Source organism: Streptomyces minutiscleroticus (assembly GCF_014650875.1).
Lineage (GTDB): Bacteria > Actinomycetota > Actinomycetes > Streptomycetales > Streptomycetaceae > Streptomyces > Streptomyces minutiscleroticus.
Genome location: NZ_BMVU01000046.1, coordinates 44,548 through 64,109, shown reverse-complemented (window position 1 = coordinate 64,109; position 19,562 = coordinate 44,548). Strand labels below are relative to the sequence as shown.

Below are 19,562 nucleotides of genomic sequence, written 5' to 3'. Positions count from 1 at the left end.
TTCCTTCGTACTCACCCTCTCGGGCTTTCCTCCGGGCACTTTCCCTTCGGTCTTGCGTCTCCGACTCTATCAGATCTTTCCGATCCGATTTCCTCGGTGCTTTCCAGGTATTCGCTTTCGCGTTTCCCTTTCCGGCGACTCCGACTTTATCAGAGGTTCTGAGTCGGAATTTCCACCCCTTCGGAGAGTCGTCCGACGCGCCGAAGCTGTCGGGTTCCCCTCTGGCGGAGCCGCAAACGTACTGGAGCGGGGCGCCCCGATGCAAATCGAGGGCGCCCCGCTCCGGAGCCACACCGGTGAGGTGCTCAGACCTCGACCACGACCGGCAGGATCATGGGCCGGCGGCGGTAGTTGTCCGACACCCACTTGCCGAGGGTGCGGCGGACGAGTTGCTGCAGCTGGTGCGGCTCGACGACCCCGTCCTGGGCCGACCGCTCCAGTACCTCGGCGACCCTCGGGATGACGTCGGCGAAGGCCGAGTCCTCGATGCCGGAGCCGCGCGCCTGGACGTGCGGACCCGCGGTGATCTTGCCCGTGGAGGAGTCCACGACCACGAAGACCGAGATGATGCCCTCGTCGCCGAGGATCTTGCGGTCCTTGAGCGCGGGCTCGCCGACGTCGCCGACCGAGAGGCCGTCGACGTACACGTATCCGGCCTGGACCTTGCCCACGATCTTGGCCTTGCCCTCGACGAGGTCGACCACGACCCCGTCCTCGGCGATCACGACGCGGTCGTGCGGGACGCCGGTGAGGGCGCCGAGTTCGGCGTTGGCCCGCAGGTGGCGCCACTCGCCGTGGACCGGCATCAGGTTCTTGGGCTTGCAGATGTTGTAGAAGTACAGCAGCTCGCCGGCCGAGGCGTGGCCCGAGACGTGCACCTTGGCGTTGCCCTTGTGCACGACGTTCGCGCCCCAGCGGGTGAGGCCGTTGATGACGCGGTAGACCGCGTTCTCGTTGCCCGGGATCAGGGACGACGCGAGGATCACCGTGTCGCCCGCGACGATGCGGATCTGGTGGTCCCGGTTGGCCATCCGGGACAGGGCCGCCATGGGCTCGCCCTGGGACCCGGTGCAGACGAGCACGATCTCGTGGTCGGGCAGGTCGTCCAGGGTCTTGACGTCCACCACCAGGCCCGGCGGGATGCGCAGGTAGCCGAGGTCGCGCGCGATGCCCATGTTGCGGACCATGGAGCGGCCGACGAAGGCGACCCGGCGGCCGTACTCGTGCGCGGCGTCCAGGATCTGCTGGATGCGGTGGACGTGGCTGGCGAAGCTCGCCACGATGATCCGCTTGCGGGCGCCCGCGAAGACCTGGCGCAGTACGTTCGAGATGTCGCGCTCGGGCGGGACGAAGCCCGGTACCTCGGCGTTGGTGGAGTCGGCGAGGAGGAGGTCGATGCCCTCCTCGCTGAGCCGGGCGAACGCGTGCAGGTCGGTGAGCCGGCCGTCCAGCGGCAGCTGGTCCATCTTGAAGTCGCCGGTGTGGACGGCCATGCCCGCGGGGGTGCGGATGGCGACCGCGAGGGCGTCCGGGATGGAGTGGTTGACCGCGACGAACTCGCAGTCGAAGGGGCCGATGCGCTCGCGGTGGCCCTCGGCGACCTCGAGCGTGTACGGGCGGATGCGGTGCTCCTGGAGCTTCGCCTCGATGAGGGCGAGGGTCAGCTTGGAGCCGATCAGCGGGATGTCCGGCTTCTCGCGCAGCAGGTAGGGGACGCCACCGATGTGGTCCTCGTGCCCGTGGGTGAGCACGATGCCCTCGATGTCGTCGAGGCGGTCCCGGACGGACGTGAAGTCCGGCAGGATCAGATCGATTCCGGGCTGCTCCTCCTCGGGGAAGAGCACCCCGCAGTCGACGATCAGGAGGCGGCCGTCGTACTCGAAGACGGTCATGTTGCGGCCGATTTCGCCGAGGCCACCGAGCGGGGTGACCCGGAGGCCGCCCTGGGGGAGCTTCGGCGGCGGGCCGAGTTCGGGATGCGGATGACTCAAAAGACTCTCCTCACCACGCGCGCCACGTGCCTTCGTGGCACGTGGCGCGCGTGACGTTCGTGCAAAAGCAGTTGTGTGTGGGGTGCAGGCGCCTGGGCCCTGCGTCTTCAGTTGTGAAGTCTGGTGTCAGAGATGTACCCCGCCGGCGGCAAGATCGATCTTGAGCTGGGCGATCTCCTCCGGCGAGAGCTCGACCATGGGCGCGCGCAGCGGACCGGCGGGCAGACCCTGGAGGGCGAGCGCGGCCTTGGTGGTCATGACGCCCTGGGTGCGGAACATGCCGGTGAAGACCGGGAGCAGCTTCTGGTGGATCTCCAGCGCCTTCTGCACGTCGCCGCTCGCGTGGGCCTCGGCCATCGCGCGCAGCTCGGGCGTGACGACGTGGCCGACGACGGAGACGAAGCCGACCGCGCCGACGGAGAGCAGCGGCAGGTTCAGCATGTCGTCGCCGGAGTACCAGGCGAGGCCGGAGCGGGCGATGGCCCAGCTGGCGCGGCCGAGGTCGCCCTTGGCGTCCTTGTTGGCGACGATGCGCGGGTGCTCGGCGAGCCGGACGATGGTCTCGGTGCTGATCGGGACGCCGCTGCGGCCGGGGATGTCGTACAGCATGACCGGCAGCCCGGTGGCGTCGGCGATGGCCGTGAAGTGCCGGTACAGGCCCTCCTGCGGGGGCTTGTTGTAGTACGGCGTCACGGTGAGCAGGCCGTGGGCGCCGGCCTGCGCGGCCTCCTTCGCCAGCTCGATGCTGTGGTGGGTGTCGTTCGTACCGACGCCCGCGACGACGTGGGCGCGGTCGCCGACGGCTTCGACCACGGCCCGGACGAGATCCCTTTTCTCCGCGTCGCTGGTGGTCGGGGACTCGCCGGTGGTGCCGTTGACGACCAGACCGTCGTTGCCGGCGTCCACCAGGTGGGCGGCGAGCCGCTGCGCGCCGTCGAGATCGAGTGCGCCATTCGCCGTGAAGGGCGTGACCATGGCGGTGAGGACCCGCCCGAAGGGGGTCTGCGGAGTGGAGGTCGGAGCCATGGGTAACACGCTACTCGCTGCTCAAGGCGGGGTCTGCCCTCGGGTGAGGCGACAAGTCGGCACAGAGACGGTCACAAGGGTGGAGCCCGGCACTGCCTGCTCGGGGGTTCAGACAGTGCCGGGTCCGTTTGATCAGGCTAGATGACGTTCTCGAAATGCCGCAATACGGACACTTCGCAAGGCTGATGCGTACATCTGTGCCGTACGAAACGACAGAGTGAAGGGCGACGGGTCCCGCGGCGTGACACACCCCGGGGAGCACGGGACCCCGCAGGGCCCGGGAGCCCCTCGCGGCCCGGGAACCCCGCGGAACTCAAGCCTCTGCGGGGCGGTGGGTCCTGCCGGGCGACGAGCCCTGACGGGCCGGCGGGCCTGCGGGACGGCGGCCGCTACGGGGCCACGCGCCCGTTGGCGTTGAACGCCGCGTAGGTCAGCGGCATGAGCTTCGCCCACTCCGCCTCCATCTTCTCGGCGACCATCTCGATCTCCCGCTGCGGGAAGGACGGGACCGCGGCCTGCTCGTGCTGGGTGCGCAGGCCGAGGAAGTGCATCAGCGAGCGCGCGTTGCACGTCGCGTACATCGACGAGTAGAGGCCGACCGGGAGCACCGCGCGGGCGACCTCGCGGGCGACGCCCGCCTCCAGCATCTCCTCGTACGCCTCGTAGGCCTGCGCGTAGGAGTTCTCCATGGTGCGGCCGACCAGCTCGTGCTGCTCCTGGGTGCCCTCCACGAACCGGTACTTGCCGGGGCGGCCCTCCTGGACCAGCCTGCGGGAGGTGTCGGGGACGTAGAAGACCGGCTGGAGCTGCCGGTAGCGCCCGGACTCCTCGTTGTAGGACCAGCCCACGCGGTGCCGCATGAACTCGCGGAAGACGAAGATCGGGGCGCTGACGAAGAAGGTCATCGAGTTGTGCTCGAACGGGCTGCCGTGCCGGTCGCGCATCAGGTAGTTGATCAGCCCCTTGGAGCGCTCGGGGTCCTTCTGCAGCTCGTCCAGGGACTGCTCGCCGGCCGTGGACACGCGGGCGGCCCACAGCACGTCGGTGTCGGCCGCGCTGTGCTTGACCAGCTCCACGGTCACGTCGCTGCGGAAGCTGGGCTTGTTGTCGGCGGCGGGTGCGTCGCTCACGGTTCGAGGGGTCCTTCCCATCACAGGCTCGGGCGGCGCCCACTTTACGGCCGACATGCGGGTCGCCGTTTCGGGGGGTTATGCACAGGTTTACGAGAGCGGCGTCGACATAACCCGTCGAACCTCTGCGAAGTTCGGAGAAACGGGCACGTCCTGAAGCATTCGCTCGTCTGTACAGATGAGAGTGGTACGTACGGGTCGGCCGCTTCGGTCGGGGCACCGGTTCCGTACGAGACCTACGAGACCCATCCGTCCCTTCGCACCTCCAGAGGAGAAGCACCACCCATGTTCCGTCGGCGCGAGCCTGTTCCGTTCGCCTTCATCGCCGAAGCCGACAAGTTCCGCAGCAATGTCGCTCCCCCGCCGCGCGAGCGCGCCACCGCCGGCCAGATCGCGGGGCGCTCGCTCATCGGGCTCACCGTGGTGGCCGGGCTCGTGGGGTCCCTGATCTTCGGGATGCCCGCCCTCTCGCCCGACCGGTCGCCCGTGGCGACGCAGCACTCCGAGGCGTCCGACCGACGCTGACCTCGGGTTCCGTCCCCGAATGGCCCGACGGGACCCCCCTGGGACCCCCAAGGGTGGTGAGCGGGGTCACGGCTCGATAGCCTCACCGGGCACTGTCCCGGCGTGGATCGAGTGAGGATCAGTCGTGCCCCTGCCCTTCCTGACGGCCGACCGCGTTTTCGACGAGGCGGCGGACGACACGGCGCTGCCGTTCGCCGACCGCGACCGCTGGCGCCGCCCCTACCGGCCCGGGCCCTGGCGCGTCGGCGCGGCGGCGCTCGTGCTGCTGCTCGCCTCCTACGTGCTGTTCGCCGCGGTGATCATCGCCGTGGCCGGCCCCCTGGGCTCGGCCGCGGTCTGCTTCGGCATCGCGCTGGCCGTGATCGCCTGCGCGCTGCGCCTGCTGCGCATGGGCGTGTGGGTGAGCTCGCAGGGGCTGCGCCACATCTCCTTCCTCACCACGCGCACGGTGCCGTGGGCGCAGGTCCGGTCCGTCCGCACCGTCCAGCAGCCGGTGCGCTGGCTCGGGCTGCCGCGCACGGTGCAGGGGCAGGCCCTGGTCCTCACCCGCCACGGCCGGGCGCCGCAGGACGTGCCGCCGCTGCTGACCACGCACAACGCCGACTTCCTGGAGCGCCCCGAGGCCTTCGACCGGGCGGCGGACGCCGTCGAGGTCTGGGCGGACGAGCACAGGCCGGGCTGAGGCGCGGAGCCTTCCGTACACACGGCCGAGGGGCCGGTCCGCGTGATGCGGACCGGCCCCTCGGCCGTCGGCGCACGTTTCCCGCCGACGGTTGCCTCGTACGCCTCCCGCTCCGGCCGCCGGCCCACGTCCCCGGCCACGACGGCCATGCCCCGTGCGCCTTCCGCCCGCGGTCGACGGCCGCGCCGTACTACGCCTCTCGGCCGCCGTCGCGTGCCCTCGGCCCCGCGCGCCGGGCCCCGCCTCAACGAGCTCCTGCGGGCCGTCTCAGGCCCGTACGGGCTTGCCGTCGTGCAGGGCGATCGCGTGCTGCATCGCCTTGCGGGCGCGCGGGGTGTCGCGGGCGTCGTGGTAGGCGACCGCGAGCCGGAACCAGGTGCGCCAGTCGTCCGGGGCGTCCTCCGTCTCGGCCCTGCGCCGGGCGAAGACCTCGTCGGCCGAGTCACGGTCGATGCGGCCGGCCGGCGTCCGCCTCAGCTCGTCGACGGGCAGGCCGCCCTCGGCGTCGAGTTCGGCCGCCAGCTGGTTGGCCCGGCGGACGAACTGGGTGCTCTTCCACAGGAACCACAGGCCGATCAGCGGCAGGACGAGCACCGCGGCGCCGAGGGCGACCGTCACCGGCGTACCGGTCTCGATGAGCATGACCCCGCGGCTGCCGACGAGGACGAAGTAGACCACCAGGACGGCGGCCGTGACGACGTACGTGATCTTCGCGCGCATGTTCCGGGGTCTCGCTCAGCCGAGGTCGAGGAAGTGTTCCAGGCCGTAGGTCAGGCCCGGGGTCGTCACCACGCGGCGCACGCCGAGCAGGATGCCCGGCATGAAGCTGCGGTGGTGCAGGGAGTCGTGGCGGACGGTGAGGGTCTCGCCCTCGCCGCCGAGCAGCACCTCCTGGTGGGCCAGCAGACCGCGCAGCCGCACCGAGTGGACGCGCACGCCGTCGACGTCCGCGCCGCGGGCGCCCTCCAGCGCGGTCGCCGTGGCGTCGGGCTGGGCCGGGGTGCCGGCCTTCTCCCGCGCCGAGGCGATGAGCTGGGCCGTGCGCGCGGCGGTGCCGCTCGGGGCGTCGGCCTTGTTCGGGTGGTGCAGCTCCACGACCTCGACGGACTCGAAGTAGGGGGCCGCGACCTGCGCGAACATCATGGTCAGGACGGCGCCGACGGAGAAGTTGGGCGCGATCAGCACACCCGTCTGCGGGGACTCGGCGAGCCACCCGTTCAACTGGTTCAGGCGCTCGTCCGTCCAGCCGGTCGTGCCCACGACCGCGTGGATGCCGTGGCGCACGCAGAAGTCGAGGTTGTCCATGACCGAGTCGGGGGTGGTCAGCTCGACGACCACCTGGGCGCCGGCGGCGGTCAGCGTCTCCAGGGAGTCGCCGCGGCCGAGGGCGGCCACCAGTTCCAGGTCCTCGGCGGCCTCGACGGCCCGCACCGCCTCGGAGCCGATGCGGCCCCCGGCACCGAGGACCGCCACACGCAGCTTGCTCATTGACGTGAATTCCTTCGGGGAGTTGATCGACGACTCGGACGGCCCGGGGTTCAGGAGACCGCTTCGTGCAGGCGCGCGGCCTGCTTGTCCTTCAGGGGGCCGATGACCGACAGCGACGGCCGCTGTCCCAGGATGTCGCGTGCCACCTCGCGGACCTCGTCCGGGGTGACGGCGGCCATCCGGGCCAGCATGTCGTCGACCGACATCTGCTCGCCCCAGCACAGCTCACTCTTGCCGATGCGGTTCATGAGCGCACCGGTGTCCTCCAGGCCGAGGACGGTGGAACCGGACAACTGGCCGATGGCCCGCTCGATCTCGTCGTCGGACAGGCCGTGCTCGGCGACGTGGTCGAGCTCGTCGCGGCAGATCTTGAGCACGTCGTGCACCTGGCTCGGACGGCAGCCCGCGTAGACGCCGAACAGGCCGCAGTCGGCGAAGCCGGAGGTGTACGAGTACACGCTGTACGCCAGGCCGCGCTTCTCCCGGACCTCCTGGAAGAGGCGGGAGGACATGCCGCCGCCGAGCGCGGTGTTGAGCACGCCGAGGGCCCAGCGGCGCTCGTCGGTGCGGGCCAGGCCCGGCATGCCGAGGACGACGTGCGCCTGCTCGGTCTTGCGGCCGATCAGCTCCATACGGCCCGCGGTGCGCAGGGCGCGGCGGCCGGACCGGGGGTCGATCGGCACCGCGCCCGTGTCGCGCAGGGCGCCCGCCTTCTCGAAGGCGGCGCGGACCTGGCGCACGACCTTGGCGTGGTCGACGTTGCCCGCGGCCGCGACGACCAGGTGCGTGGGGTCGTAGTGCTTCTTGTAGAAGCGGCGGATGCGGTCGGCGTCGAGGGCGTTGACGGTGTCGACCGTGCCGAGGACCGGGCGGCCGAGCGGGGTGTCGCCGAACATCGTGTGCGCGAACAGGTCGTGCACGCAGTCGCCCGGGTCGTCCTCCGTCATCGCGATCTCCTCGAGGATCGCGCCGCGCTCGACGTCGACGTCCTCCTCGCGGATCAGCGAGCCGGTGAGCATGTCGCAGACCACGTCGATGGCGAGCGGCAGGTCGGTGTCCAGTACACGCGCGTAGTAGCACGTGTACTCCTTCGCCGTGAACGCGTTCATCTCGCCGCCGACCGCGTCGATCGCGGCGGAGATGTCCAGCGCGCTCCTGCGGGAGGTGCCCTTGAAGAGCAGGTGCTCCAGGTAGTGCGTGGCGCCGTTGAGCGCCGGGGTCTCGTCGCGCGAGCCGACGTGCGCCCAGATGCCGAAGGTGGCCGAGCGCACGGAGGGCAGCGTCTCGGTGACGACGCGCAGGCCGCCCGGGAGGACGGTCCTGCGGACCGTGCCGATGCCGTTCTCGCCCTTGATGAGGGTTTGGGTACGGGCGACGGCCCGCGCCTCCGAAGAGGTGCGGGCCGTCGCCTTGGAGCCGTGGGACGTCACTTGTCGGCGTCGTCCTTCTTCTCTTCGTCGCCTTCCTCGCCCTCGATCACGGGGATGAGGGAGAGCTTGCCGCGCGAGTCGATCTCGGCGATCTCGACCTGGACCTTCTGGCCCACGCCGAGGACGTCCTCGACGTTCTCCACGCGCTTGCCGCCGGCGAGCTTGCGGATCTGGGAGATGTGCAGCAGACCGTCCTTGCCCGGGAGCAGCGAGACGAACGCGCCGAAGGTCGTCGTCTTCACGACGGTGCCCAGGTAGCGCTCGCCGACCTCCGGCATGGTCGGGTTGGCGATGCCGTTGATCGTGGCGCGGGCGGCCTCGGCGGCCGGGCCGTCGGCGGCACCGATGTAGATGGTGCCGTCGTCCTCGATCGTGATCTCGGCGCCGGTGTCCTCCTGGATCTGGTTGATCATCTTGCCCTTGGGGCCGATGACCTCACCGATCTTGTCGACCGGGATCTTCACGGTGATGATCCGCGGCGCGTTCGGGGACATCTCGTCCGGCGTGTCGATCGCTTCCATCATCACGTCGAGGATGTGGAGGCGGGCGTCGCGGGCCTGCTTGAGGGCCGCGGCCAGGACGGAGGCCGGGATGCCGTCCAGCTTGGTGTCGAGCTGGAGGGCGGTGACGAACTCCTTGGTGCCGGCGACCTTGAAGTCCATGTCGCCGAAGGCGTCCTCCGCACCGAGGATGTCGGTGAGGGTCACGTAGTGCGTCTCGCCCTCGATCTCCTGGGAGATCAGGCCCATGGCGATACCGGCGACCGGGGCCTTCAGCGGCACACCGGCGTTCAGCAGCGACATGGTGGAGGCGCAGACCGAGCCCATGGACGTCGAGCCGTTGGAGCCGAGGGCCTCGGACACCTGGCGGATCGCGTAGGGGAACTCCTCGCGCGTCGGCAGGACCGGGATCAGCGCGCGCTCGGCGAGGGCGCCGTGGCCGATCTCGCGGCGCTTCGGGGAGCCGACGCGGCCGGTCTCACCGGTGGAGTACGGCGGGAAGTTGTAGTTGTGCATGTAGCGCTTGCGCGTCACCGGCGACAGCGTGTCGAGCTGCTGCTCCATGCGGAGCATGTTCAGGGTGGTGACGCCCAGGATCTGGGTCTCGCCACGCTCGAACAGCGCGGAGCCGTGCACCCGCGGGATGGCCTCGACCTCGGCGGCGAGCGTACGGATGTCCGTGACGCCGCGGCCGTCGATGCGCTTCTTCTCCTTGATGACACGCTCGCGGACCAGGGACTTGGTCAGCGAGCGGTACGCGGCGGAGATCTCCTTCTCGCGGCCCTCGAACTCCGGCAGGAGCTTCTCGGCGGCGAGCTGCTTGACGCGGTCCAGCTCGGCCTCGCGCTCCTGCTTGCCGGCGATGGTGAGCGCCTGGGCGAGCTCGGTGCGCACGGCGGCGGTGAGCGCCTCCAGGACGTCGTCCTGGTAGTCGAGGAAGATCGGGAACTCGGCGGTCGGCTTCGCGGCCTTGGCGGCGAGGTCGGCCTGGGCCTTGCAGAGCACCTTGATGAAGGGCTTCGCGGCCTCGAGACCGGCGGCGACGACCTCCTCGGTGGGCGCCTCGGCGCCGCCCTTGACGAGCTGGATGGTCTTCTCGGTGGCCTCGGCCTCGACCATCATGATCGCGACGTCGCCGTCCTCCAGGGCGCGGCCCGCGACGACCATGTCGAAGACGGCGTCCTCGAGCTCGGTGTGCGTCGGGAAGGCCACCCACTGGCCGTTGATCAGCGCGACGCGGACGCCGCCGATCGGGCCGGAGAAGGGCAGGCCGGCCAGCTGCGTGGACGCGGACGCGGCGTTGATCGCGACGACGTCGTACAGGTGGTCGGGGTTGAGCGCCATGATCGTGGCGACGACCTGGATCTCGTTGCGCAGGCCCTTCTTGAAGGACGGGCGCAGCGGGCGGTCGATGAGGCGGCAGGTGAGGATGGCGTCCTCGGAGGGGCGGCCCTCACGGCGGAAGAAGCTGCCGGGGATCTTGCCGGCGGCGTACATCCGCTCCTCGACGTCCACCGTGAGCGGGAAGAAGTCGAGCTGGTCCTTGGGGTTCTTGGAGGCGGTGGTCGCCGACAGCACCATGGTGTCGTCGTCCAGGTACGCCACGGCGGAACCGGCGGCCTGCTTGGCCAGGCGGCCCGTCTCGAAGCGGATGGTGCGGGTGCCGAAGGAGCCGTTGTCGATGACGGCCTCGGCGTAGTGGGTCTCGTTCTCCACCAGCGTTTTCTCCATACTTTTTCGTCTTTCGCCCACCTGCCCGTGTGGCGGGAGGGCTGGGGCGGAGAAGCGCTCCGTCTGTTCGGGCCGGTCTTCGATCGAAGCACCCGGGGGTCGGTGTCCTCCCGGGGGCCACTACCGAGGACCGGCGGCGAGGTGCGCTCCTCCTGGTGCGGCGCGGTGTCGCACGTCATCGCCGTGCTCTGTCGCGGTACCCGCGCCGCGTCGTACGTATGCCGTTGTGCTACCACCCTACAAAGGGGTGGTGACACTCCGCACGTACAGCAAAGGGAGCGGCCCCCTCTGAGTGGGAACCGCTCCCTTCACGGCGTCTTAGCGGGCGCCCGCCGCACCGCGGCGGATGCCGAGGCGGTCGACCAGCGTACGGAAGCGCTGGATGTCCTTCTTGGCCAGGTACTGCAGCAGGCGGCGGCGCTGACCGACCAGGATCAGCAGACCACGACGGGAGTGGTGGTCGTGCTTGTGCGTCTTGAGGTGCTCGGTCAGGTCCGAGATGCGGCGGGACAGCAGCGCGACCTGGACCTCGGGGGAGCCGGTGTCGCCCTCCTTGGTACCGAACTCGGACATGATCTGCTTCTTCGTGGCGGCGTCGAGCGACACGCGTACTCCTCGTAGTCTTCTTGATGGCCACCGAGTGCCCCTGGTCCACTTCTCAGGGGAGCTTCCGTGACTCGGGAGGCGGGGATCCGCTGGGCGCGACCTCCAGATTCCCTGGACGACTCCTGACGGAGCGCCTCCGGCGGGGTCCGGGGGTGCGTACACATACGGCCGTCACACAGCGTACCAGCCCGGTGGGACCTCCCGGCCCGGGCCCCGGGATCCCCCTGGTCGGGCAGGCCCCGGCCACTAGGCTGGACCCGCAGATCGTTCGGATCGTTCCGTGTGCCGGGAAGGGGTCGCTTCGCATGGCCGAGGCAGAGGACAAGGACGTCAGGGCTCGCAAGGAGCGGGAGAGGGACGAGCTGTACGCGCTCGACATCTCGGACGTCGAGTGGCACGGCGCGCCGGGCACGGAGGCCCACGAGGAGCGGGTCGAGATCGCGTACCTGCCCGAGGGAGCGGTGGCCATGCGGTCGTCCCTGGACCCCGGCACGGTGCTCAGGTACACGGAGGCGGAGTGGCGCGCCTTCGTGCTGGGGGCGCGGGACGGGGAGTTCGATCTGGAGCCGGCGTCGGGCGACGGCGGAGCGGACCGGGGCTCTGCGCGCTGACGGTCGCCCACCGTCCCGGTCCCGACCCGGGCGGGCGAGGCGGAGCGACCGCCTCACCTCGCGGCGGACCCGGCGCTCCGTGCGGCGCTCTCGACGCCCAGGACCAGCCACTGCCAGGACTTGCCCTTGTCGGGGCCGGTCGCGGCCTTGACGCCGAAGAACAGCCGCCCGTCCTGGACGAGGACGTCGCTCTCCTGCATGTCCGTCAGTGTCCATCCCTCGACGGGCAGGTCGAAGTACAGGTAGGGCGTCTCCTCGCCGGTGTCCGGATCCAGGGCGACGAGTCCCATCGGCGAGATGTGGTCGCCGCTCTCCCGCAGGGCGAGCAGCCGGTCGCCGCTCATCCGTAGGGGGTACAGCAACTGATCCTGCCCTGATTCGAACTTCTTCACGGTTTTGCCCGTGGCGAGGTCGAATCCCACGATCCAGTTGGCCGTGTGCGGATCGCCCGTTTCCTTGCTGCGGAGGAAGACCTGGCCGGCACCGACGACGATCGTCGGGCAGTCCTCGACGCTGAGACGGTCCGTCTCATCGGTGCACTCACCGAGGTACTGCCCGCTCCTGAGGGCGATCGTCGCCCGGTGCCCGCCCCGGCCGTCCAGCGAGATCAGCTCCGTGACCTCGGCGTCGCCCGCCGACGTGGCCAGGACGGCGGGGTCGGCCGACACCAGCCGGACGTCCTTGACGTGCCGGGCCACCGAGTACGTCCACCGCGTCCCGCCGCTGCGCGGGTCCAGTTCGCGCACCTTGTACGTGAGCGCGTCGGACGAGCCGGGCCCGGCGCCGGCGTCCCGGCACTCGAGCCGGACCAGCAGCGCCCGCCCGCCGGCCGCGCCCATGTGCGCGCACTCGCCGGCCGTGCTGCGCCACAGGCGCTTGCCGCGGTCCATGTCGTACGCGTCCGAACCGCCGCCCCAGGTGACGACCACCGTGGCGCGCGTCAGGGTCACGCTGGGCGTTCTCTGGTACTCTGCGGGGTCCGAGACGGTGCCGAGCCCGGAAGTGGGCAGGCCGGTCTCCCAGAGCTTCTCGCCCGTGTCGAGGTCGACGAAGGCCAGCCGGTCGCAGAGCGCGCCCTGGGCGTCGTCCTCCTTGAAGAGCACCGCCGTGCGGTTCTCGACGGTCACACGCCGGGTGACACCGCAGAGAGGACCGGAGAGGCGGAGGTTCCACTCCTCGTCGCCCACGGCCGCGTCCGTGCCGATCCGGAAGCCCACGAGGGTCCTGTTGATGCCCTTGGCGAGGATCTTGTCCGTGGCCCACATGCCGGGCATCTCGTACCGTTCGCCGGGGCTCATGTCGTCGACCGAGAACCGGAAGGCCATGGCTCCCGCGACATTCGCGGGCCGCCGTTCGACCGTCTCCCTGACGTCGAGGCGTCCCTGGGCGGCGGCCGCCGACTTGTCCGACGTCCCGTCGGAGTCACCGGAGGCCGGCAGGAACAGCCAGGCACCCCCGCCCAGCAGGACGGCCAGAAGTGCTCCGACGACGAGGAACAACACCTTCTTGCGGTGGTTCCTCTGCCGGCCGTCCGCGGCCAGGGCGGACTGCGTGTACATGGAAGGAGGCGGGCCGAAGCTCACGGAACGGGGCCTCTCAGCTGGTCATGGCGCGGGCGGACGCGTAGACGTCGAAGACCGCGAGGGCCAGCGGCACGAGGGTGAGCAGGACGAACCCTTCGGCGATCTCCAGGAAACGGCCCCAGAAGGGGGTGATCCCACCCTTCGGAAGCATCAGGCCGAGCATGGTGACGAGGGCGGCGGCCGCGGCGATCACCGCGATGAGCCAGACGGTCCGGATGTCCAGGGCCGTACGGTCGCCGGCCAGGGCCTCGCGCATCAGGGACTGCGGCGGATTGAGAGCCAGCCCGAGGCCGAGCAGGACGAGGGCGGCGAGACCCGCGGCCAGCACGGGGGCCACCTGCGCCGTGTACCGGAACAGATGGGCGCGCATCAGCAGCGCGACGCCGGTCGCGCACGCGAGCAGCTGACCCCAGACGTCGTCGGAGAAACCGAGCACCGCACAGGCCGCGACGGCGACGAGCGCGCAGCCGCCCACGAGACCGACGAGGAGTTCGTGACCGCGGCGGGCCTGCGCCTCGATGCGCTCGGCGTCGACCGGTTCCGGTGCGGCGGGCTCGGCTCCGTACGCGCTGCGCTGGGTGTTGCTCGGCGGGTCGAAGCCGATGGGCAGGCGGGCGAAGCGCAGGGAGAGACCGGGCAGGAAGGCCAGGGCACCCACGGCCACGGGGGCGCACAGCGCGGCCGTCTCGGTCGGGGTCCAGTGCGCGAGGATCGCCACGAACACGGTGATCAGGCCGATGGCGGAGGCGAACACGAAGGCCACGAACGGGCCGTCGCCGCGCGGCGAGCAGAGCGTGAGGACCACCGAGGCCACGAGCACCGCCGCGCAGCCGAGGAGGAACTGCAGCTTGCTGACGCCCTGGCCGTCGGCGAGGGGGAGCAGTCCGGAGCCCGCCACCGCCATGTTCGGCAGGGCGCCGAGTCCCAGCGCGATCGCCGAGGCGCGGTCGTCGTAGACCCGTGCGCGTACGGCGGCGAGGACCACCAGGAGGACGCCGGCGACGGCCGCGAGGATGCCCGGCAGGCTGTGCATGTCGTGCCGCGGATCGGCGGTCCAGGCCACGAAGGCGAGCAGCGCCGGCAGGACGCCTCCGCCGACGAGGCCGGCGCCACGCGTCAACGCCCCGCTCCACAGGGCACGCTCGCGGGTGACCGCGGAGGCCACGGCCTCGGACACGTCGTCGAAGACGGCGGGCGGCAGCGACTCGGCGAAGGGCCTCAGCGTGAGGAGTTCGCCGTCGAGGATGCGCTGGGCGGCGAAGGAACGGGAACTGTCGAGGACCGTGCCGTCGCGGCGTACGAGGTGGTAGCCGACCGGCGCGCCCTCGGCGGGGCTCTGCTGGGAGAGCCGGAGGATCTCCGGGTAGATGTCGGCGACCGGGATGTCGTCGGGCAGCGCCACGTCGATCCGGCTGTCCGGCGCGACGATGGTCACCCGGCAGAAACCGAGTCCCGTGCCCGCCCCGGAAGGGGCTCCGGTGCCGGGACCGGCGGCCCCGGCGGCCGCCGCGGAGGCCGTCATGCTCACCTGCTGCTCCCCCTCAGTGATGGTTGCGCGTCCGTGATGTGAAGGTCTTGCGCCCGTTCCTCCTGTGCGCTCCGCCGCTCCCCCACGAGGTGCGGGACCGCGGCCCGCACGGTGCGTCAAGGAACTCCGCGCGCCTCCACATCACATGGAATGCCGTGATTGTCCGGCCTGGCCGCGTGTGCTCACGCGAACATCCGGCACCTTACCGCTCACCGGTCCCGTATGAAGTCAGTAGGATCACGCGGCGGCCCACGTCCGCCTGACACGGGGCGGCGGGCGGAGGACCCTGGGCCGGCAAGGGATTGGGTGAGCAGTGAGCCACATCGTCGTGAAGCGCCCGCCGAGGGCGCTGCCGTCCGAAGTGCCCACGGAAGACGTTTTTCTGCAGCCTCCGCCCGAATTGCCGCGGAGCAATCAGGAGAGCGTCCTGATGCAACTGCTGCCGACCCTGGGCATGGGCGGCTCGGTGGTCTTCTTCTTCACGAGCGGGCAGCCGTTCATGAAGGTCATGGGCATGGTGATGATCGCGTCGACGGTGGCCATGTCCATCGCGATGGTGGTCCGCTTCCGGCGTGGCTCCCAGGGACAGCTGGCCGACCTGCGCCGTGACTACCTCAGCTACCTGTCGCAGACCCGGCGCGCGGCCGTGGACACCGCGAAGGCGCAGCGCGACGCCCAGTACTACCTCCACCCCTCCCCCGAGCAGCTGTGGGCGCTCGTCGCCGAGGGCAGTCGGGTGTGGGAGCGGCGCCCGGGCGACGAGGACTTCGCCCAGGTGCGCATCGGCCTCGGTCCGCAGCCGCTCGCCACGTCGCTCGTCAGCCCCGAGACCGGCCCGGTGGACCAGCTGGAACCGCTGACCGCGGGCGCGATGCAGCGCTTCGTCGCCACCCACAGCACGCTGGACGACCTGCCCATGGCGGTCTCGCTGCGCGCCTTCTACCACGTCACGGTCAGCGGTGAACCGCGGTCGGTGCGGTCTTCCGTACGCGCTCTGACCGGCTCGCTGGCCTCACTGCACTCCCCCGAGGACCTGATGATCGTGGTGGCGGCGGGGCGTGAGGCCCTGCCGCACTGGGAGTGGGCGAAGTGGCTGCCGCACGTGCAGGCGCCCGGCGCGGTCGACGGTGCCGGCAGCCGCCGTCTCATCGGCAGCGACACCCGTGAGCTGGAGGACCTGCTCGCCTCCCGGCTGACCGGCCGTCCCCGCTTCCACCCGAACGCCGACCCGCTCCTGGAGGAGCCGCACATCGTCGTCGTGCTCGACGGCCTGTCGCTCCTGCCCGACTCCGTCCTGGCCTCGGCCGAGGGGCTGCAGGGCGTGACCGTCATCGAGGTCGTGCCCGGCGAGCTCACCGGGGCCGGCGGCGACCTCTCCGTCGTCGTCCGGCCGGAGGCGCTGCACCTGGAGTCCGCCCACGGCGTCGTCTACGAGGGCGTTCCGGACGTCCTCTCCCCCGAGTCCGCCGAGGCCCTGGCCCGTCAGCTGGCCCCGCTGCGCATGGCGTCGGGCGGCGACGACGACGAACCGCTGCTCGCCAATCTGGAGTTCACCGACCTGCTGAACCTCGGGGACGCCGCGTCGGTGGACACCAAGCGCACCTGGAGGCCGCGTTCGCTGGCCGAGCGGCTGCGCGTGCCGATCGGCGTCGGCGAGGACGGCCGACCCGTGATGCTGGACCTCAAGGAGGCCGCGCAGGAGGGCATGGGCCCGCACGGCCTGTGCGTGGGCGCCACCGGCTCCGGAAAGTCGGAGCTGCTGCGCACGCTGGTGCTCGGTCTCGCCGTCACGCACTCCTCCGAGACGCTGAACTTCGTCCTCGCCGACTTCAAGGGCGGCGCGACGTTCGCCGGCATGGCGCAGATGCCGCACGTGGCAGCCGTCATCACCAACCTCGCGGACGACCTGACACTGGTCGACCGCATGGGCGACTCCATCCGCGGCGAGCTCAACCGCCGCCAGGAGATGCTGCGCGACGCGGGCAACTACGCCAACATCCACGACTACGAGAAGGCGCGCGCGGCCGGTGCCCCGCTGCAGCCGATCCCGTCCCTGGTCCTGGTCATCGACGAGTTCAGCGAGCTGCTGACCGCGAAGCCGGACTTCATCGAGATGTTCGTGCAGATCGGCCGCATCGGCCGGTCGCTGGGCGTGCACCTGCTGCTGGCCTCGCAGCGCCTGGAGGAGGGCCGGCTGCGCGGCCTGGAGACGTACCTGTCGTACCGCATCGGCCTGCGGACGTTCTCGGCCGCCGAGTCGCGGGCCGCGCTGGGCGTCCCGGACGCGTACGAGCTGCCGAACGTCCCCGGTTCCGGATTCCTGAAGTTCGGTACGGACGAGATGGTGCGCTTCAAGGCGGCGTACGTCTCCGGCGTGTACCGCTCCGGCTCGGCGCGGACCGCGCAGGCGGGCGGACCCCTGCCGGTGGACCGGCGACCTGTGGTGTTCACGGCGGCCGAAGTGCCGGTGCAGTACTCGGCGGTACCGCAGCAGCGCCCGGAGACGTCCTCCACCACGGACGACGCCCTGGCGGACACGGTCCTCGACGTGATCGTGCGCCGCCTCGAGTCGCAGGGCCCGGCGGCCCACCAGGTGTGGCTGCCGCCGCTGGACAGCCCGCCGGCGCTGGACGGGCTGCTGCCGGACCTGACGGCGGTCCAGGGCCGGGGACTCACCCAGCCCGGATACGAGGGAGCGGGGCGCCTCGTCGTCCCCGTCGGCCTCGTCGACAAGCCGTACGAGCAGCGTCGCGACCCGCTGTGGGTCGACTTCTCGGGCGCGGCGGGCCACATGCAGATCATCGGCGGCCCGCAGTCCGGGAAGTCGACGCTGCTGCGCACCCTGATCTCGTCCTTCGCGCTCACGCACACGCCGTACGAGGTGCAGTTCTACGGGCTCGATTTCGGTGGCGGCGGTATGGCGGCGATCGCCGGGCTGCCGCACGTGGGTGGCGTCGCCTCGCGTCTCGACCCGGAGAAGGTGCGGCGCACGGTTTCCGAGGTGTACGGCGTGATGACACGCCGCGAGGAGTACTTCCGTTCGGCGGGCATCGCCTCGATCGCGGACTACCGCACCCGGCGCGCCCGCGGGCAGATCGCGGTCGCGGACCAGCCCTGGGGTGACGTCTTCCTGGTCATCGACGGCTGGGGGAACTTCCGCACCGACTACGAGGGTCTGGAACCGGCGGTCCTGGACATCGCCGCGCGTGGCCTCGGCTACGGCATCCACCTGGTCCTCACGGCGTCACGGTCCATGGAGGTCCGCGCGAACCTCAAGGACCACCTGATGAACCGCCTGGAGCTGCGGCTCGGCGACACGATGGACTCCGAGCTGGACCGCAAGGTGGCGGCGAACGTCCCCACGGGCGTGCCCGGCCGCGGCCAGTCGCCGCAGAAGCTGCACTTCATGGCCGCCGTACCGCGCATCGACGGCGTCACCTCGGACACCGACCTGCCGGACGCGACCTCGGCGCTGGTCGCGGAGGTCTCCCGCCACTGGCAGGCCCCGGGCGCGCCGGAGGTCCGCCTGCTCCCGCGCCGGCTCCCTGCCGAGCAGTTGCCCCGGGGCGACCGCTTCCCGCGGCGCGGAGTGGCCTTTGGCCTCGACGAGGACAACCTCGAACCCGTCTTCCTCGACTTCGACCAGGACCCGTTCTTCCTGGTCTTCGGCGAGAGCGAGTCGGGCAAGTCGAACCTGCTGCGCCTGCTCATCAAGCAGCTGACCGAGCGCTATTCGGGCGACGAGTGCAAGCTGTTCGTGGTCGACAACAGGCGCTCGCTGCTGGACGCGGCCCCCGCTTCGCACCTGGCGGAGTACATCCCGATGTCCAACGCCATGGACCACCACATGACCGCGCTGGCCAACCTGATACAGCGCCGCTCGCCCACGGCCGAGGTCACCGCCCAGCAACTGCGGGACCGCAGCTGGTGGCAGGGACCGACGGTGTACGTGATCGTCGACGACTACGACCTGGTGTCGACGTCGAGCGGGAACCCGCTGGGGGGCCTGACCGAGCTGCTGCCGTTCGCCCGTGACGTGGGCGTGCGCTTCATCATCGCCCGCTCCACCGCGGGCGCCGGGCGCGCCGCCTACGAGCCGTTCGTCCAGCGGATGAAGGAGCTGGGCGCGCAGGGCCTCGTCCTGGCCGGCGACCCGAGCGAGGGAGACATCATCGGCGGTGTCCGGCCGCGGCCGATGCCGACGGGCCGGGGCGTCTTCGTCTCTCGCCGCCGGGGCAAGCCGCTGGTGCAGACGGGCCTGATGCCGGAGGAGACGTACTGAGATGCCCACCGGGGACATGCTCGAGGAAGGCGCACGCTGATGATCGGTGTCGGAATCTTCATGCTGCTCCTGGCGGTCTGGCTCGGCGGCATGGGCCTGGCGGACCAGAAGGCGCTGTGGTGGCGCTTCCAGGCCCGCCGGTTCAGCGACCCCGAGGCCAACGAGCCCTCGGAGGCGGGCTACCGGGGCCGGCGCGTCCTCCTGCTGGTCATGGCTGCGGTGATGGTGGTCATGGCCGTGTGGTGGTTCACCAATATTGATTACTTCGAGTCCGGTGGTCTCGAGGACTGAGAGGGCCGGGGCGCTCCGGTGCGATGCCCCTGACGTGGGGTCGCACCGGACCCGCCGTACCGGATCTCTTGTGAAAGGTCTGAGCAGTACGGCCAGGACACGGGCGTACGTCAATACGCTGATCGGAACACGATCGTCCCGGGCGCGGACCCGGGGGG

General features: G+C 70.8%; 15 protein-coding genes. 5 read left to right on the top strand and 10 right to left on the bottom strand.

Annotated elements, in window-relative coordinates; translation table 11 throughout:
* Positions 1-305: 305 nt before the first annotated feature.
* From IE271_RS31545 to thyX, 3 genes are all read right to left on the bottom strand, one after another.
* Positions 306-1,991, bottom strand: a complete 1,686-nt coding sequence (locus IE271_RS31545) for a ribonuclease J (RefSeq protein ID WP_190193902.1) — start codon at positions 1,989-1,991, stop codon at positions 306-308.
* A gap of 126 nt (positions 1,992-2,117) precedes the next feature.
* The gene (gene dapA, locus IE271_RS31540; RefSeq protein ID WP_190193901.1) at positions 2,118-3,017 is read right to left on the bottom strand and encodes a 4-hydroxy-tetrahydrodipicolinate synthase; all 900 of its coding nucleotides are present in this window, start codon (positions 3,015-3,017) and stop codon (positions 2,118-2,120) included.
* A 389-nt stretch (positions 3,018-3,406) separates the two neighbouring features.
* Positions 3,407-4,168 carry an FAD-dependent thymidylate synthase gene (gene thyX, locus IE271_RS31535; protein WP_190193900.1) on the bottom strand — a complete coding sequence of 254 codons (762 nt, stop codon included), beginning with the start codon at positions 4,166-4,168 and terminating at the stop codon, positions 3,407-3,409.
* Positions 4,169-4,432: 264 nt separating this feature from the next.
* Between thyX and IE271_RS31530 the strand changes: the two genes are divergently transcribed.
* Complete coding sequence (locus tag IE271_RS31530) at positions 4,433-4,672, top strand: hypothetical protein (protein ID WP_190193899.1); 240 nt, start codon at positions 4,433-4,435, stop codon at positions 4,670-4,672.
* Between the two features lie 124 nt (positions 4,673-4,796).
* Complete coding sequence (locus IE271_RS31525) at positions 4,797-5,354, top strand: SCO5741 family PH domain-containing membrane protein (protein WP_190193898.1); 558 nt, start codon at positions 4,797-4,799, stop codon at positions 5,352-5,354.
* A gap of 267 nt (positions 5,355-5,621) precedes the next feature.
* Here the strand turns inward: IE271_RS31525 and IE271_RS31520 are convergent, their stop codons facing one another.
* The 5 genes from IE271_RS31520 to rpsO all read right to left on the bottom strand — a co-directional run bounded on the left by IE271_RS31520 (position 5,622) and on the right by rpsO (position 11,109).
* Positions 5,622-6,074, bottom strand: coding sequence for a tetratricopeptide repeat protein (locus IE271_RS31520; protein ID WP_190193897.1), 453 nt, complete (start codon positions 6,072-6,074; stop codon positions 5,622-5,624).
* A 15-nt stretch (positions 6,075-6,089) separates the two neighbouring features.
* Entirely contained in the window at positions 6,090-6,842 is a 753-nt protein-coding gene (gene dapB / locus IE271_RS31515) for a 4-hydroxy-tetrahydrodipicolinate reductase (RefSeq protein ID WP_190193896.1), read from the bottom strand.
* A gap of 50 nt (positions 6,843-6,892) precedes the next feature.
* Positions 6,893-8,272, bottom strand: coding sequence for a M16 family metallopeptidase (locus tag IE271_RS31510; protein WP_190193895.1), 1,380 nt, complete (start codon positions 8,270-8,272; stop codon positions 6,893-6,895).
* The gene (locus IE271_RS31505; protein ID WP_190193906.1) at positions 8,269-10,488 is read right to left on the bottom strand and encodes a polyribonucleotide nucleotidyltransferase; all 2,220 of its coding nucleotides are present in this window, start codon (positions 10,486-10,488) and stop codon (positions 8,269-8,271) included. The genes IE271_RS31510 and IE271_RS31505 overlap by 4 nt, the downstream gene beginning before the upstream one ends.
* A 333-nt stretch (positions 10,489-10,821) precedes the next feature.
* A complete protein-coding gene (gene rpsO, locus IE271_RS31500) occupies positions 10,822-11,109 on the bottom strand; it encodes a 30S ribosomal protein S15 (RefSeq protein WP_190193894.1) in 288 nt (95 codons plus the stop codon).
* 305 nt (positions 11,110-11,414) lie between these two features.
* Between rpsO and IE271_RS31495 the strand changes: the two genes are divergently transcribed.
* Positions 11,415-11,720, top strand: coding sequence for a DUF397 domain-containing protein (locus IE271_RS31495; RefSeq protein WP_190193893.1), 306 nt, complete (start codon positions 11,415-11,417; stop codon positions 11,718-11,720).
* Between the two features lie 53 nt (positions 11,721-11,773).
* Here IE271_RS31495 and IE271_RS31490 read toward each other — a convergent pair whose 3' ends face one another.
* Complete coding sequence (locus tag IE271_RS31490; RefSeq protein WP_190193892.1) at positions 11,774-13,279, bottom strand: outer membrane protein assembly factor BamB family protein; 1,506 nt, start codon at positions 13,277-13,279, stop codon at positions 11,774-11,776.
* Positions 13,280-13,316: 37 nt separating this feature from the next.
* Positions 13,317-14,825, bottom strand: a complete 1,509-nt coding sequence (eccD, locus tag IE271_RS31485; RefSeq protein WP_190193905.1) for a type VII secretion integral membrane protein EccD — start codon at positions 14,823-14,825, stop codon at positions 13,317-13,319.
* Positions 14,826-15,144: 319 nt separating this feature from the next.
* Between eccD and eccCa the strand changes: the two genes are divergently transcribed.
* Together eccCa and IE271_RS31475 are read left to right on the top strand one after the other, a co-directional pair.
* Entirely contained in the window at positions 15,145-19,113 is a 3,969-nt protein-coding gene (gene eccCa / locus IE271_RS31480) for a type VII secretion protein EccCa (RefSeq protein ID WP_190193891.1), read from the top strand.
* Positions 19,114-19,152: 39 nt separating this feature from the next.
* On the top strand, positions 19,153-19,404 hold the full coding sequence (locus IE271_RS31475; RefSeq protein WP_190193890.1) for a DUF6199 family natural product biosynthesis protein: 252 nt from the start codon (positions 19,153-19,155) through the stop codon (positions 19,402-19,404).
* The last annotated feature ends 158 nt before the right edge of the window (positions 19,405-19,562 follow it).

Bases quoted from the DNA above. Each gene is read 5' to 3' on its own strand.
- IE271_RS31520 (WP_190193897.1), bottom strand. From the start codon at position 6,074: ATGCGCGCGAAGATCACGTACGTCGTCACGGCCGCCGTCCTGGTGGTC.
- dapB (WP_190193896.1), bottom strand. From the start codon at position 6,842: ATGAGCAAGCTGCGTGTGGCGGTCCTCGGTGCCGGGGGCCGCATCGGC.
- IE271_RS31475 (WP_190193890.1), top strand. From the start codon at position 19,153: ATGATCGGTGTCGGAATCTTCATGCTGCTCCTGGCGGTCTGGCTCGGC.
- eccD (WP_190193905.1), bottom strand. From the start codon at position 14,825: ATGACGGCCTCCGCGGCGGCCGCCGGGGCCGCCGGTCCCGGCACCGGA.
- IE271_RS31530 (WP_190193899.1), top strand. From the start codon at position 4,433: ATGTTCCGTCGGCGCGAGCCTGTTCCGTTCGCCTTCATCGCCGAAGCC.
- thyX (WP_190193900.1), bottom strand. From the start codon at position 4,168: ATGGGAAGGACCCCTCGAACCGTGAGCGACGCACCCGCCGCCGACAAC.
- dapA (WP_190193901.1), bottom strand. From the start codon at position 3,017: ATGGCTCCGACCTCCACTCCGCAGACCCCCTTCGGGCGGGTCCTCACC.
- IE271_RS31495 (WP_190193893.1), top strand. From the start codon at position 11,415: ATGGCCGAGGCAGAGGACAAGGACGTCAGGGCTCGCAAGGAGCGGGAG.
- IE271_RS31490 (WP_190193892.1), bottom strand. From the start codon at position 13,279: ATGTACACGCAGTCCGCCCTGGCCGCGGACGGCCGGCAGAGGAACCAC.